Source organism: Roseibium alexandrii DFL-11, assembly GCF_000158095.2.
Classification (GTDB): domain Bacteria; phylum Pseudomonadota; class Alphaproteobacteria; order Rhizobiales; family Stappiaceae; genus Roseibium; species Roseibium alexandrii.
Window position 1 is genome coordinate 638,701 of the sequence record NZ_CM011002.1, and the last position, 14,214, is coordinate 652,914.

12 protein-coding genes are annotated in these 14,214 nt (G+C 56.7%); 6 read left to right on the forward strand and 6 right to left on the reverse strand.

What is annotated here, in order from left to right; translation table 11 throughout:
* Window positions 1-101 precede the first annotated feature (101 nt).
* From SADFL11_RS03015 to SADFL11_RS03030, 4 genes are read right to left on the reverse strand one after another with little or no spacing between them, the layout of a single operon-like run.
* Entirely contained in the window at window positions 102-1,697 is a 1,596-nt protein-coding gene (locus SADFL11_RS03015) for a gamma-glutamyltransferase family protein (RefSeq protein WP_008189348.1), read from the reverse strand.
* Window positions 1,697-3,208: a tripartite tricarboxylate transporter permease gene (locus SADFL11_RS03020; RefSeq protein WP_008197293.1), complete on the reverse strand. Its 1,512-nt coding sequence runs from the start codon at window positions 3,206-3,208 to the stop codon at window positions 1,697-1,699. Before SADFL11_RS03020 ends, SADFL11_RS03015 begins: the two co-directional genes overlap by 1 nt.
* 5 nt (window positions 3,209-3,213) lie before the next feature.
* Window positions 3,214-3,720 carry a tripartite tricarboxylate transporter TctB family protein gene (locus tag SADFL11_RS03025; RefSeq protein ID WP_008191458.1) on the reverse strand — a complete coding sequence of 169 codons (507 nt, stop codon included), beginning with the start codon at window positions 3,718-3,720 and terminating at the stop codon, window positions 3,214-3,216.
* On the reverse strand, window positions 3,717-4,670 hold the full coding sequence (locus tag SADFL11_RS03030) for a tripartite tricarboxylate transporter substrate binding protein (RefSeq protein ID WP_040452202.1): 954 nt from the start codon (window positions 4,668-4,670) through the stop codon (window positions 3,717-3,719). Before SADFL11_RS03030 ends, SADFL11_RS03025 begins: the two co-directional genes overlap by 4 nt.
* 129 nt (window positions 4,671-4,799) lie before the next feature.
* Here SADFL11_RS03030 and SADFL11_RS03035 point away from each other — a divergent pair, with 129 nt between their 5' ends.
* Together SADFL11_RS03035 and SADFL11_RS03040 are read left to right on the forward strand one after the other, a co-directional pair.
* Entirely contained in the window at window positions 4,800-5,696 is an 897-nt protein-coding gene (locus tag SADFL11_RS03035; protein ID WP_008195543.1) for a LysR family transcriptional regulator, read from the forward strand.
* A 150-nt stretch (window positions 5,697-5,846) separates the two neighbouring features.
* The gene (locus SADFL11_RS03040) at window positions 5,847-7,487 is read left to right on the forward strand and encodes a phage tail tape measure protein (RefSeq protein WP_008192509.1); all 1,641 of its coding nucleotides are present in this window, start codon (window positions 5,847-5,849) and stop codon (window positions 7,485-7,487) included.
* A 12-nt stretch (window positions 7,488-7,499) separates the two neighbouring features.
* On the opposite strand, the gene SADFL11_RS03045 is transcribed toward SADFL11_RS03040, so the two are convergent.
* On the reverse strand, window positions 7,500-9,773 hold the full coding sequence (locus SADFL11_RS03045; protein ID WP_008191564.1) for a putative bifunctional diguanylate cyclase/phosphodiesterase: 2,274 nt from the start codon (window positions 9,771-9,773) through the stop codon (window positions 7,500-7,502).
* A gap of 339 nt (window positions 9,774-10,112) precedes the next feature.
* On the opposite strand from SADFL11_RS03045, the gene SADFL11_RS03050 reads away from it, so the two are divergent.
* Both SADFL11_RS03050 and SADFL11_RS03055 read left to right on the forward strand, forming a co-directional pair.
* Window positions 10,113-10,745 carry a DUF2460 domain-containing protein gene (locus SADFL11_RS03050; protein WP_008189208.1) on the forward strand — a complete coding sequence of 211 codons (633 nt, stop codon included), beginning with the start codon at window positions 10,113-10,115 and terminating at the stop codon, window positions 10,743-10,745.
* The gene (locus SADFL11_RS03055; protein WP_008196402.1) at window positions 10,742-11,632 is read left to right on the forward strand and encodes a DUF2163 domain-containing protein; all 891 of its coding nucleotides are present in this window, start codon (window positions 10,742-10,744) and stop codon (window positions 11,630-11,632) included. Before SADFL11_RS03050 ends, SADFL11_RS03055 begins: the two co-directional genes overlap by 4 nt.
* A gap of 13 nt (window positions 11,633-11,645) precedes the next feature.
* Here the strand turns inward: SADFL11_RS03055 and SADFL11_RS03060 are convergent, their stop codons facing one another.
* Entirely contained in the window at window positions 11,646-12,344 is a 699-nt protein-coding gene (locus SADFL11_RS03060; RefSeq protein WP_008196470.1) for an SDR family NAD(P)-dependent oxidoreductase, read from the reverse strand.
* A 126-nt stretch (window positions 12,345-12,470) separates the two neighbouring features.
* Between SADFL11_RS03060 and SADFL11_RS03065 the strand changes: the two genes are divergently transcribed.
* Together SADFL11_RS03065 and SADFL11_RS03070 are read left to right on the forward strand one after the other, a co-directional pair.
* The gene (locus tag SADFL11_RS03065; protein WP_040452200.1) at window positions 12,471-12,893 is read left to right on the forward strand and encodes an NlpC/P60 family protein; all 423 of its coding nucleotides are present in this window, start codon (window positions 12,471-12,473) and stop codon (window positions 12,891-12,893) included.
* Between the two features lie 575 nt (window positions 12,894-13,468).
* Complete coding sequence (locus SADFL11_RS03070; RefSeq protein ID WP_134852882.1) at window positions 13,469-14,209, forward strand: type 2 periplasmic-binding domain-containing protein; 741 nt, start codon at window positions 13,469-13,471, stop codon at window positions 14,207-14,209.
* Window positions 14,210-14,214: the final 5 nt, after the last annotated feature.

Sequence of the window (14,214 nt, forward strand, 5' to 3'; positions counted from 1 at the left end):
GAACCGTCCCATGGCCCAGGCAGTTGTCGGCGCGCTGCGCGTGACGGTGACCGCGGCTGAGCCTAAGCTATTTGCGCTTCGCTGCAGTTCTTGATGACACGCTAAACACCGACTGCCTGACCGTCTTTCCGCGGATCTGATCCGGCGACATACCCGCCACCAGGCAAACGATGGATCAGTTGTGCGCCACCAAAGCCAAAAGCACTGTCTGGTGTTTCCAGTTTGATTTCATGCCCCCGGTCGGCCAGATCCTGAAGAACATCTTGTGGCAACGTTGGCTCACACGCCACTTCCAATCCCTGGGTAATGCGCCATCGCGGCGCGTCGGCCGCCGTTTGAACGCTTTGGCCCCAAAGCTGCGTCCGCAGGGCCATTTGCAAATGACCTTGAGCCTGCATTGGACCGCCCATGACGCCAAAACTCATTTGTGGCTTTCCGCTGCGGGTCAAAAAGCCCGGTATGATGGTGTGAAATGGTCGTTTCCCCGGGCCAACCCGGTTTGGATGCCCCTCTTGCAGAGTGAATCCTGCTCCCCGGTTCTGAAGGCTGATACCTGTTTCCGGTACAACAACACCGGACCCGAAACCAGAGTAATTGGATTGGATGAAAGACACCATCATGCCGGATCGATCCGCCGTGGTTAGATACACGGTTCCGCCGTGTTTGGGGACGCCAGCGGCCTGATGCCGCGCCGATTTGATGTCGATCTGGGCGGCCCGAGATTTTAGGTAGTCAGGGTCCAGCAAGGCTTCTGGTGTGACGGCTGTCATGAACCGTTGATCCGCCACATACTTGTGCAGGTCGCTGGTCGCGAGCTTCATCGCTTCGATTTGGAGATGATAGGCATCCGCATCGTCCACGGGCATTTCCCGCAAGGGTGTGTGGTGGAGGATGCCAAGTGCCATGAGGGCCGCTATGCCTTGGCCGTTCGGCGGGATTTCGTGCAGTTCAAAACCGTCGAAGGACTGTTGTATCGTCCCGCACCATTCTGGTTGGTGGGTGCCCAGATCGTTCACCGTGAGGGCGGCCTCATGTTGCTTGGCAAATGCCGCCATTCTGACCGCAAGCTCACCGGTGTAAAAAGCATCTCCCTTTGTTTGGGCTATCAGCCTGAGGCTTCTGGCAAGTGCAGGATTTTTGAACCGCTCACCCGCGACCGGTGCTTTCCCGTCCGGCATGAAAGCATCGCTGAAGCCAGGCTGTTGCTTGAGCATGTCGGCCCCCCTTTGCCAGAGAGAGGCAATGATGGGAGAGACAATGAAACCATCTTCTGCATATTTGATGGCTGGCATGAGCAGTTGTTCGAATTCCAGCTTTCCAAATCGCCTCGACAGCTCAGCCCAGGCCTTCACAGCGCCAGGCACAGTGACGCTTTCCCATCCTCGGAAGGGCATTTGATCCAGCCCGGAAAAGCGATTTGGCGTCCATGCTGCGGGAGCGGCCCCGGAGGAATTCAGGCCGTGAAGTTCCTGGCCATCCCACAGGATCGCAAAGGCGTCCGATCCCAGCCCGTTGCCCGTCGGTTCGACGACCGTTAGCGCCGCGGCTGTCGCGAGCGCCGCATCAACGGCATTGCCTCCTTGTGCCAGGATCGACAGACCTGCCTGCGCAGCCAGAGGGTGGGACGTCGATACGATGTCGTCGGCAAAAACGGCAGAGCGATGCGATGGGTAGATGGGATTGTAGCCCAAGTTCATCATGACGGACTCTCCGGGGGAGTGTTGGATTTCTGAGTTTTGAAATATGTCCTGGTGGCCCAAAGAACCGACGCAACTGCTGCCAGCAGAAACAACGCGCTTACGGGACGTGTGAGGAACAACGTCACGTCCTGGTCCGTCATCAATGCACGGCGCAGATTCGTTTCTGCAATCGGGCCCAGAATCACGCCAAGAACAAGGGGGGCAAGCGGATAGTCAAGGGCCCGCAGACTGTAGCCAGCAACGCCGATCAGACCCAAGAGGTAGAGATCGGTGATCCGGTTGTTCAAGGCGAAAGAGCCAATCACACAACAGACCAATACGGTTGGCACAATCATCCATTTCGGGACTTCGGATACGCGCAAGAACACGCGCATGGAAACAAGACACACCAGCAGCATCATCAAGCTGGACACCGCCATGGCAAGGAACATGCCATAAACGAGGTCTGCGTTATCGAGGATGAGACGCGGCCCGATTGAAATTCCATGAACCATCAGGGATGCCATGAGTATCGCATCGACAGCAGATCCCGGAATGCCGAGAGCAATCATCGGTATCAAGCCGCCACCGGCGGTCGCCGAGTTTCCAGATTCTGATGCAACAACGCCATCGGTGATGCCGGTTCCGAATTTTTCCGGCGTCTTTGACGCCCGCTTTGCCTGATCATATGCGAGCAGGTTTGCGATGGACCCACCGGCTCCGGGAAGTGCTCCGATGACAACTCCAACCAGCGACGATCGCACAAGGTTGACGGGTCTCATGATGACCTCGCGCATCACCTGCCACGTGTGAAACTCTATCTTTCGGTCAATGATCGCCCGACCGGAGGTCGATTCGTTGGGGTTCTCGACCTCCGACGCGAGCTGTGAGATCGCAAATATGCCGATCAAAACGACCAAGAAGGGAAGGCCCGCCTGCAGCATTTCGATCTCAAAATCAAACCGCGGTCTGCCGAGGATCGGGTCGGTGCCAACGGTTGAGATAGCCAGGCCGATCAGCGCTGCAATCAAGCCGCGCTGGAGAGAATTCCCGACAAGGCTTGCCACGATGGTCAGCGCGAACACGATGAGGGAAAAGTATTCCCAGGGCCCAAGTTTGACCGCGAAAATTGCCAGTGGGGGGGCGGCAAAAATAAGAACCACAGTTGAGATCATCGTCCCGAAAAAAGATGCCCAGATCCCAATGGACAAAGCGCGTCCCGGTTCGCCGTTGCGCGCCATCGGAAAGGCGTCGAATGTTGTTGCGACGGATGAAGGGGTCCCTGGAATGCCCAGGAGAGCGGCAGAGATGAGGCCGCCGGTGTAGCCGCCGACATACACCGACAACATGACTGCGATGCCTTGAAGAGGTTCCATCGTGAAGGTGAGGGGCAAGGTCAACACAATGGCCATGGTCACCGTAAATCCCGGAATCGCCGCAGCAATGATTCCGGCAACGGAGCCAATCAGCATGAACAGCAAGGTCTGCGCCGACAACACCTCGGCCGCACCGGTCAAAAACGCATCCATAGCGGCTACCAACCTCTCGGGAGAAACACTTGAAAGACCCTGTCAAAGACGAATTCAATTCCGAAGGAAAAAACGGCTGAGCTTGCAACAATCAGGATCGCGGTTTTTGGAGTTTTCGGAGCGAGAATGAATTGCAAAACCAGCAGGAAGAAAAAGGTTGATACCCTGAACCCCGCCATGGGCATTGCGGCCAAGTAGACTGCCAGGCATGCGAACACTGCAAAAACCAATCGCCGTTCGATAGCCCAGGCCGGAATGCCTTTAAAAAACCGGGAAAACGCAGCTGCCGGAAGTGCACGCAACGATCTTATCGCGGCCGCCAGCAAAAGCAGGATCATGCAGCTGTAAAGAAGTGTCGGAAACGCACCTGCACCGAGAACTTCAAATCTTGATTTCGGAATTGAAATGGCTTCGATGAGCAGAAATGCTGACACCAGCAGCAACACGATGTAGGAAAAAAAGCGGGCGACTTCGCCCGCTTCGTTTTGGACCCTGGTAGCTTCTCCACTCATGGAGCCAATACCTCTGCCAGGCGGTCGACTGTGCCGGACAGGTTGGTCAGATATGTGCTGTACTCTTCCTGACCACGGAAGTTGACTGATGCACCAGCGTTGTTGATTTGCTCAATGAAGGCCGGGTCTTTCGACAGCTCAGAGAGCGCAGCTTCAAGCGCATCGCGAGCCTCTTCAGGTGACCCCTTTGGCATCACAATGCCGCGCGTTACCTGAAGCTCCAGATCCGCGCCAAGTTCCTTGAATGTGCGAACGTCCGGCGCTTGAGGGATGCGCTCACTGCTGCCGATCCCCAAGAAGATCAGGTCACCATTTTCCACGAACTGGGCCGAAGATGAGATATCGCCGATTGCGGCGTCCAAGTTGCCTCCGACAAGCGCGCGAATGCGTTGGCCTGTTCCTTCGTAGCCAACATAAGAAAACTCAAGTCCGAATGCCTCTTCGATCATGGCGGCATGCAGATGCGGAACGCCAGCCAAGGTTACACCCATCGTGATTTCGCCTGGATTGGCCTTGGCGTAATCGACAAACTCCTCAAAGGTCTTGTATGGCAGGTTGTTGCCAATCACGAGAAACTGCGGTGATGCGGTCATAAGCGCAATTGGATCGAAATCGGACCAGTTCAGTTCGGTCAACCCTGTCGCATTTGCCGTCAGCAGTCCTTCATGAACCTGAGAAATCGTGTAGCCGTCAGCATCCCGGCGGGAGGCCTCCCTCAGGCCGACCGTGCCGCCCGCGCCGGGCATGTTGATGACCGGCATTTCTGTGCCAAGGAATGGGGTGACATTGTTCGATACAATGCGCATCAATGTGTCGCTGCCACCACCGGGGGACCATGGAACGATGAACTCAACCGGCTTTTCTGGGTAGGTCTGGGCCGCAACGGTCTGCGTCCCAGTTACTGCCAGCGCAACCGCCGCGCCAGCAACAAGGCTTTTCAAAAACGTCATCGCCATCTCCTGTGAATAAAAAGTACGCACGCCCAATCCATAGGCATTACGAAAGTCTTATAAAATTTATATTGCTTATGTAAGCGAATAATATTTGCTTTTAAAATTAGAGTTTCTTAATTTGATGCGATGGACACGCGTCAACTGGAAACCTTGCTTGCCGTTGCAGACACGGGGAGCTTCGCCGCGGCTGCCTCCGTGGTCAACCTGACACCATCGGCGGTCAGCCAGCAAATTCAGGCCCTTGAAACAGAACTGGGGACACAGCTTTTTGACAGAACGCGACGCCCGCCCAGCCTGAACGCCAACGGCATGGAACTTCTCCAGTCCGCCCGCACAATCATTCAGGTTGTAAGCGAGACGAAACGTGTTTTGTCTGGAGTCCAAGTCAGTGGAACGCTTAACATTGGCGCAATCCGGACCGCTTCCATGATGCTTCTCCCCAAGGCTCTGGTTGAGATGCGGCAGGCCTATCCAGGTCTCTTGTTCAATTGGCGCGTTGGTTTGTCCGAAACTCTTATGAGTGATGTGGTGGCTGGACGACTGGACGTTGCCATCGTTGCTGAGCACGTCGGTGTTCCGAGCGGCCTTATCTGGACGCCCTTCCTTACAGAACCTCTCCAACTGATCGGTCCTCCGGACGGTCGGGATAAGACCTACAAGCAGCTCCTTAAGACCTATGCCTTTATTCGTTATGCGACCAATGTGCCCTTGTCGCGGCAAATTGATACAGAATTTTCCCGTATGGGCATCACTGCGCGAGAGATCGCGGTGATCAACACCATTCCTGCAATCATAAGCAGTGTTTATGCGGGTCTTGGGATCGCAGTCGTTCCGAAGACGGCGCTTTTGGATCCAACGGCCTCACATCTTGCCTCTTTTGCGTTCGGCGGCCCTCCAATTTCGCGGCGCCTCGGTATTGTCCGACGAAAAAAATCCGGCCGTCTTGGGGTCATTGACCGATTGACCACGACCTTGTCCGACATCAGCGATCGGCTTGGGATCGCTCATGCCGAAACGATATGACGTTGGGATGTAGCTGACCGGGCTGATTGGTTGCTGGAGCCGGTTCGAACACACAGCGGTTCCACGGCTGCCGGCAACCCACTTTTTTCGGACCACCGAGGATTTCTTGGCCTTGTGTTCGCTGCCATCCCTCAAACCAGGACCCTGCTCATGACCCAAGCAGTTGTCGGCGCGCTGCGCGTGACGCTCGGTATGGATTCCGCAGCCTTTTCCAAAGGTCTGCGAAACGCAGAGTCGCGGTTGTCCCGGTTCGGCAAGATAGCGTCCAAGGGATTGTTGGCGGTCGGGGCTGCGGCGACAACGGCGGCAGCGGGGCTCGCTGTGTCCGTGCGTGGAACGCTCACAGCGGCCGATGCCATGGCCAAGGCGTCGCGGAAAATCGGGGTCCCGGTCGCCGAGCTGTCACGGCTGAAACACGCGGCGGACCTTTCCGGTGTCTCCTTTGACGGGCTTCAAACCGCGTTGCGCCGGCTCGCGGTGAGCATGGAAGATGCAAGGGACGGGACAGGGGAGGCGCATGCGGCCTTTGGCCGGCTTGGTGTGAGCGTCAGCCAGGCGGACGGAACGCTGAAGTCCTCCAGCCAGGTCCTGCGGGAGCTCGCCGCCGCCTTTGCCGATCTGCCGGATGGTGCGGAAAAAACCGCGCTTGCGATGGCTCTCATGGGACGGTCTGGCACGGACATGATTCCGATGCTCAACGGGGGCACAGCCGCGCTGGACACCATGATGGCCGAAGCGGATGGGCTCGGGCTTGTTTTTACGGAAGACATGACGGCCCATGCGGAGGCTTTCAACGACAACATGACCCGGCTCGGGGCCATCTTCAGCGTGCTGGGCCGCCAGCTGGCGGCAGATCTTGCGCCGCATCTCGAAGGGTTTTCCGATTGGCTTGTCACACATGCGCCGCGCATTGCCGAAATGTCCTCGGCGATGATCTCCTTCGGGGTCGCGGTTGTTCACGAGATTTCGTCCATCGTGACGGCGCTGGCAGATGCCTGGGGCGCCTTCGAGACCTGGTGGGACGGTCTGGTCGACTGGGCTGGGCGCGTCAAAACAATGGTCCGCGAGACTACCGATGCCATTTTGACTGCCTTCGCCAAGCTTCCGGGCGAGATGGTGGATCTTGGCCGGCAGATCATGCTCGGGCTGGTGGACGGGATCCTGTCTGAGGTGACCCACCTCAAGGACCAAATCCTCGAGGTCGGTGACAATATCAGCGCCTGGTTTCGCGACACGCTGGATATCCGGTCGCCGTCCAAGGTGATGATGACAATCGGCGAAGAGGTCATGCGCGGACTGGCGCGCGGGCTTGCAGGATTGCAGGACAGCGTCGTGGGGCTTGCCGGAACGATCTCAAACAGCGTGGCGGGTGCCTTTTCCGGCATTGTGACCGGAGCCCGGTCGGTTGAGGAGGCCCTGAAGTCGGTTCTGGAGCAGGTGTCGAATGCGGCCCTGACGCGTGCCGTGAACGGGTTTGTGTCCTCTGCTTTTGCAGTGTTCGGGGGCGGGATCGCAAAACCGATGTTTGGCGGCTTCTTCGCAGATGGCGGAACGCTCGGGGCCGGCCAGTGGGGCATTGCAGGAGAAAACGGACCGGAGATCATCCACGGGCCGGCGCACATCACGCCCCTGGAGGCCAGACTTCGGGCACGTTCGGAGGGGGACGACGCGGTGCCGGTCGTCATTCATATGTCGGTCCAAACACCAGACGCTGACAGCTTCCGGCGCTCGGAAGGCCAGATTGGTGGCGTTATCCTGGACACGGTCGCGCGGGGCCGGCGGGGACGATGACGGCGCTGGGGATCAGGAGCCTGCAGAATTTCGGGCCGGCTGTTTCAGCAAAGGCAAGTCCGCAGCAGGCATAGGTCTTGCGAAGTAGAAGCCCTGGCCGAGCTTGACGCCGGTTCCGGTCAAAAAGTGCAAGTCTTTGAGTGTTTCAACGCCTTCGGCTACGAGATCAATGTCCAGCCGTGCGGCGAGATCGACAACGCTTGCGACGATCGCCGCGCGGGTCGGGTTGAGTGTGACATCCGTCACAAAGCTGCGATCAAGTTTCATCTTGTCGAATGAAAACTTGTCAAGGTAGGAGAGGGACGAATAGCCGATGCCAAAATCATCCAAGACAAGCCGGATGCCCATGGCCCGGATCCGCGCAAGTTCTTCCAGGGTGGAATGGTCCGACCGCATGAAGACCGTTTCCGTGAACTCCAGCTCAAGCCGTTCGGCGGGAAACGCAGACTCTCTCAGCAGCATTTCGACGTAAGATGCAAGGTGTCCAGTGCCAATTTGGTGCGGCGAGACATTCACGGCCACGCGCAACTCCCCAGGCCAGGTCAAGGCTTCCTTAATCGCGGTTTTCAAAACCCAGGCGCCAATTTCACGGATGAGGCCGAGACTTTCAGCGATCGGTATAAATTCGGCGGGCGAGACGTTTGTTCCGTCGGGACACTTCCAGCGCAACAGGGCTTCATAACCGGTGGCTCTGCCCTCAGGCATCTGCACAACCGGTTGGTAGTTGAGACTAAATGTCGTATCGAAGTCCGCTTGGAGGAGTTTGTTCTCAATACGCTTTCGCCGAACAAACTTCTTTTCGATATCTTGGTCAAACACGCTGACCATCGTGCCCTGGGTCTCTTTCGCAGCATAGAGCGCGGCATCAGCAAACAAGACTGTTTCGGTTGCGGACGTTTGGTCTGCGGTGATTTGGATTGCCCCGATGCTGACGTCCAGCGGTATATACAGGCCGTTAATCTGATGAGGCTTTGCAATCGCATCGGCGATTGTTTCCGCACGCTGCTTCAGAGATTGCGCGGTTGGACAAGAACACAAAAAAGCAAACTCATCCCCGCCGATCCGGATGGGTGTGTCCCCAGGCTGTGCCTTCTCATGGAGCGTTGCAGCCACTCTTTTCAAAACCGCATCGCCTGCGGCATGACCAAAATTGTCATTGATCAGTTTGAAGTTATCGACATCCAGAACCAGGAGCGCATTGAAGGGGCGGGCCCTTGGATCTTGCGTACAGTTTTTTTCCAAGAGTGTATCGAACACCATCCGGTTCGCCAGTCCTGTCAGATGATCTGTCCAGGCGGCCTTCTTGATCTGCTGGCGGGTCTGAACCTCGGACGTGATGTCCTGGAGTATGCCCAAGTGCTTTGTTTCATCCGGGTCCCCCGGATTGGCACAACTCCCCTGGAAACGAAGCCAGACAGGCAAACCGAGTTTGTCCGTTGTCCGCAGATCGACAGAAAATGGGGTTGGGCTCATGCAAGCCCCTTGCAGTGCCGATTGAAGCTTCTTCTGGTCTTTTTGGTCCAATTGCGCGGTGAGGTCATCGAAGGCAATTCCTTTGCGAGCCTCGTCGGCACCCATCAGGGCCGCGCCAATCTCGTCAAGAGTGAAGGTCTTTGTTCGGGGGTCGTACTCCCATATGCCCGCCCGACCCGCTTTCATAGCAAGACGTGTAATAAAGGCGTCGTCACGTGCGCGCCGCGACTTCTCGTATGATTTTTGGAACACGCGGATCAATAAACCCAGCGTTGGCACGCCAACCATATTTCCGATGACAAGCATAAACCCGGCTTGTTGCAGGACCGCGAGGCCAAATGCCAAGCCCTTGTCAACAAAAAACGCAGGTAGCGTGGCAATTGTGCCAGCGGCGGCCAGAGCAAACAACGCGCGAGCCGACAGCAGGGGCCACGTGAGGGTCTTGAAGAGCGCGCGTGCTGCAAGCCCGGCGCTGCCATAGATGACCAGGCTGAGGGCGCCGCCGAGCGCCATGGTTCCACCTTCGCTGTACCGCGCCGCTGCCCCGATTGCCATTGTGATCAGACCAGAGATTGGCCCGCCAATATAGCCTGCCATGAGCGCTGGCGCTGCCCGAGTGTCAAACTGTGCTCCGCTTGCAAACTCAACCGGCATTTTAATGACAAGGAGACACAGGCAGCCGAACAGGATGCCAAGCCCGACTTTGCCCCGGAGGGAACGAAACTTGTATTGAAGAGGAAGCGTAAGTGCTGCTGCTGCGGCAAGAACAGCCACATTTCCAACAAGACCAACAAGGGCAGCGCTAATATCCAAGCCTAATCTCCCTTACGGCAAAAGTAAGTAGTTATCCATATTTATAAGTCGTTAAAACAGATCGACAACGTATGGAATAATCTCTAGCCATTTTATCCAGGGCAAATACTTGTAGAGACATTTTTTTCAATTTCGACAAGTACTCTTTTGAGATTGCAGCCTTTTTGGGTGCCATTCCCTGACCTTAAGTCAACAGGTCCCGGTGCGCGCGCGGACGGCGGAGACGGTAACGGCTCTGATTTCAACCGGTCGCGCTGGCGCGCGGCTGATGCGCTGGATCCCGGATCGTCCCGCAGCTTGCGCTGCGCTTGTCCGGGATGACGGAAAGAGATCAGAAATATGCCCGATGAGTTTCATGATGTCCGGTTTCCGGCCACGATTTCCCTTGGGAGCCGGGGCGGACCGGAGCGCAAAACGGTTGTGGTGGCCCTGACATCCGGCAAGGAACAGCGGAACCAGCAATGGCAGGACTCGCGGCGCCGGTATGACGCCGGTTATGGCATCAAGCAGGTCGATGACCTGAACGCAGTCATTGCCTTTTTTGAAGAACGGCGGGGGCGGCTCAGCGCCTTCCGCTGGAAGGATTGGGCGGATTACAAGTCCTGTGATCCGTCTGATCCCGTAACAGCCACGGACCAGCCCCTGGGCATCGGGGACGGTGCGCAGACGGACTATCAGCTGATCAAGACCTATGGCACGGGCTTCAATCCTTACGTCCGGACCATCACGAAGCCGGTGCCGGGATCCGTGCGGGTTGCCTTGAATGGCGCCCTTCAGGAGGGCGGATACAGTGTGAACCCGATCACCGGGCGGGTCAGCTTTTCGGTTGCGCCCGGCGGCGGCGTGGTGGTCACGGCCGGGTTTGAGTTCGACGTCCCGGCGCGGTTCGACACGGACTATCTGGATGTTCAACTGAACAATCACCGGCTCGGGTCCATCCCGGCCATACCGATCGTCGAGGTTTTGTCATGAGACAGTTTGGAGCCGGGTTTTCGGCACATATTGCCGGGGCAGTGACAACGCTGTGCTGGTGCTGGAAGGTGACCCGCAATGACGGGGTGGTTCTTGGATTTACGGACCATGACCGTGCCCTGACGTTCAATGGCGTTACCTTTGAAGCCTTTTCCGGGTTTTCGGCAACCGAAATTGAAAGCAGCCTCGGGCTGTCGGTGGACAATCTGGACGTGGAAGGGGCCTTGTCCTCTTCCGCTATTACCGAAAATGACATTGCCGGTGGGCTCTATGATGACGCGGAAATCGTCCTTTACCGCGTGAACTGGCAAGACCTTTCTCAAGCCGAGGTCATCAAGCGGGGCCATATCGGGGAAGTGACCCGCGGAGACATCGCGTTTCAGGCGGAATTCCGGGGACTGGCGCACAAGCTGAACCAGACTGTCGGGCGAACCTATCAATATGGCTGTGATGCCGCGCTGGGTGACAGCCGGTGCGGGGTTGATCTGGAAAGCGCGGCTTACAAGGCGAGCGGCACTGTGACGACGGTCAATGACCGGGTGTTTCAGGTGAGTGGCCTGGACGGCTTTGCCGATGATCACTTTTCACGCGGGACACTCATCTGGGGAACTAGTGCGAATGCCGGGCAGACCGTCAAGGTGAAGCTGCACCGGGTCAATGATGGCAGAAACGAACTCACCGTCTGGCAGCGTCCGGTCAACGCCATCCAGCCGGGGGATTCGTTCACGGTGCGGGCAGGCTGTCCGCATACGTTTTCCGTCTGCCAGTCGAAGTTTTCAAACGGTGTGAACTTCCGGGGGTTTCCGCATATGCCCGGCAATGATTTTGTCCTTGGCTATGCGGTGACAGGGGAAACGGACAATGACGGATCCGCGATTGTCGGTTAGGGGGCTGCCGTTCCTAAAACCGTTCCACCCACGGCCGAAGCTCCAGTTCGCTCGACCAGGTGGAGCGGTCCTGATTGATCAGGTTGATGTAATTGTCGGCAATGGCATCCGGGTCCAGCATCGAATCCGGCCGGTCTGCCGGTTCCGTGCGTCCGGGATTGCGAATGGCCCCATCAATGTTGATCCAGGCGACATGGATCCCTTGCGGGTGCAGTTCGCGGGACATGGATTGGGCAAGGCCGCGCTGCGCAAACTTGCCCATGGCGAAGGGCGCGGATTGCGGAAAACCCTTCACCCCGGCAGAGGCGCCGGTAAAGAGGATCGTGCCCTTCGTGCCGTTTTCCGGTTCCTGGCCGAGCATCACTTTTGCGGCCGCCTGACCCATCAAGAAGGCGCCATAGGCCGTCACATTGATGGCATTTTGAACCGCTGCCCGGTCCAGCTCGATCAACGGGCCACGCTGGCGCGCGGACGGGTTGTAGACCGCCACCCTTAAAGGACCGTCCAATTCGGAGAACAGGGCATCAACAGCGGCCGGGTCCGACCCGTCGCAGGCAAAGGTCTGTGCGCCGGTTTCCTCTGCCAGGTCCCGGATCTTGTCCGTGGTGCGGGCGGCAAGGGCCAGCCGGTAGCCGGATTGATGAAGCTTGCGGGCAAGGGATGCGGAAACGCCGGTGCCGGCGCCAATGATCAGGGCGAGAGGGGCAGTCATGTCCGGAAACTCCTTCGGCTTGGACCTGACTTTTTAGGTGGGCGCACGAAGCGGTGAGGACAAGATGGACCAGCCCTTCAAGCGGCTTTGTCCGCAGAGGTTTGGATGACAAGGATGGACGGAAAGATGGATCATAATCTGCATGTGGTCGATTTGGCGCGTGGTTGGACCGGCACACCCTATCACCATCAGGCCAGTCTGAAGGGCATTGGATGCGATTGCCTGGGACTGGTGCGCGGTGTCTGGCGGGAGCTTTACGGCCAAGAGCCGGAAACACCGCCGGCCTATTCCCCGGACTGGGGGCAGGTGTCAGCGGACGAAACCTTGCTGGCGGCTGCCAAGCGGCATTTTGCGCCTGTTGCATTAGACAGGCTGGAGCCGGGCCATTTGGTGATCTTCCGCATGCTGCCGAAAGCCATCGCCAAACACTGCGGCATTGTCTCGGGTGATAGCCGAATGATCCATGCCCTGGAAGGCACGGGCGTGTGTGAAGTCACGCTGGATGATTTTTGGATTCGGCGGGCTGCGGAAGGATTTGAATTACCGTAGAGTTAAATTCCAAGATCTGTATTCTGCAGAATACAGATTAAATTACTTTTCTTGCCGAATAAATCATCAATTCATGATGACTTTATCTGATTGAGTAAATTTTATTCAAAACACATTCGAAATAAAGAAAATTTGTTGACCGAAAAGACTTTTTTGTTACCGTTTTTATCAGAGCCGTGGCAGGGGGTAAAAAAAACGCCAATACACTTCCGGTTGGGAAGTGAATTGGCGCAATCAAGTTACTGTGCACGTGACCCCATCGGCCACGGTTCGGCACCCTAAAGCAAACGTATAATTGAAACAAACGGTAGGATAAATCGCGGCGATCCATCCGAATGATCTGGCGCGCCAAGCGGGCTTTGGAGGCAGGCCTGTCAAACAGAGGTTCCTAAAAGCCCCCCACGTCGTTGTGTTGGCCAAGCCATTGAATGATGTCAATTCTGCGCCGGTTACGTTTGCTTTAGGCAGGGAGTGGTACCTTACGCAGAGATTACAAACCCCTTGCTGTGCGTGGAATAGGTCGTTCGATATGAGAGCTTTTTTTGGCAGCGGTGTTGGTCGCTTGGCTGTCTTTCATGGCACCAACCAAGTCGGCTGCCGACACTGAAAACGGGATGACTCTATATCTGAACTATCTTCCGTATCGGCTGACGATGGAAAGTGGCAGCCAATACGACCTGTTTCTGAGTGAAGTGTTTCCGGAAAGAAATGCCGAAGTCGCGCTGCTCGCGGCGCCGTTGCAAAGAGCCAAGTATTTATTTCTGGAAAACAAAAACTCCTGTTTGTTTCCATCTGCGCTCGCCGTTTTTGAAGGAGACGGCGGAACAGGCTCTTTGCTTGTATCTGAGCCCGTCGATTACCTGACACTTCGCCTTTACACGCGCGAGCCCACACATTCGGATGTGGCGCTGGACGGTTTTGCCCCTTCGCGGCTGGGTGTTATCAATGGAGCTGTCGCTTCCAGGCTGTTTGGCAAGAAACTCTCACACTATGCTGTTGTGTCGTCGGAGGAGCAGCTCATCACCATGATGGAGCTTGGAAGGCTGGATGCCATCGTTGGCTATCATCCCGATATTGCATTGGCATTTGAAAAACACGGCAAACCAGACCTGGTATTTGCACAAAACAAATTCATAAATGGCTTCCGCTATCCCTTGAGCTTTATTTGCCATGAAAATGAGACCGGCAGGCACTTCATTGGCAGCATCAATGAAACGATCAGCAAAATGAACCAGAGCGGACGACTTCTGGAAATACTGGGTCCACATGCTGACGTTGCCGGAAGCCTTGAACCTGCGCGTCCATTAACCGAATAGATGAG

What these genes read in the sequence shown, in the direction of transcription:
- SADFL11_RS03015 (WP_008189348.1), bottom strand. Translation starts at nt 1,697, where the DNA reads ATGAACTTGGGCTACAATCCCATCTACCCATCGCATCGCTCTGCCGTT.
- SADFL11_RS03020 (WP_008197293.1), bottom strand. Translation starts at nt 3,208, where the DNA reads ATGGATGCGTTTTTGACCGGTGCGGCCGAGGTGTTGTCGGCGCAGACC.
- SADFL11_RS03025 (WP_008191458.1), bottom strand. Translation starts at nt 3,720, where the DNA reads ATGAGTGGAGAAGCTACCAGGGTCCAAAACGAAGCGGGCGAAGTCGCC.
- SADFL11_RS03030 (WP_040452202.1), bottom strand. Translation starts at nt 4,670, where the DNA reads ATGACGTTTTTGAAAAGCCTTGTTGCTGGCGCGGCGGTTGCGCTGGCA.
- SADFL11_RS03035 (WP_008195543.1), top strand. Translation starts at nt 4,800, where the DNA reads ATGGACACGCGTCAACTGGAAACCTTGCTTGCCGTTGCAGACACGGGG.
- SADFL11_RS03040 (WP_008192509.1), top strand. Translation starts at nt 5,847, where the DNA reads ATGACCCAAGCAGTTGTCGGCGCGCTGCGCGTGACGCTCGGTATGGAT.
- SADFL11_RS03050 (WP_008189208.1), top strand. Translation starts at nt 10,113, where the DNA reads ATGCCCGATGAGTTTCATGATGTCCGGTTTCCGGCCACGATTTCCCTT.
- SADFL11_RS03055 (WP_008196402.1), top strand. Translation starts at nt 10,742, where the DNA reads ATGAGACAGTTTGGAGCCGGGTTTTCGGCACATATTGCCGGGGCAGTG.
- SADFL11_RS03060 (WP_008196470.1), bottom strand. Translation starts at nt 12,344, where the DNA reads ATGACTGCCCCTCTCGCCCTGATCATTGGCGCCGGCACCGGCGTTTCC.
- SADFL11_RS03065 (WP_040452200.1), top strand. Translation starts at nt 12,471, where the DNA reads ATGGATCATAATCTGCATGTGGTCGATTTGGCGCGTGGTTGGACCGGC.
- SADFL11_RS03070 (WP_134852882.1), top strand. Translation starts at nt 13,469, where the DNA reads ATGGCACCAACCAAGTCGGCTGCCGACACTGAAAACGGGATGACTCTA.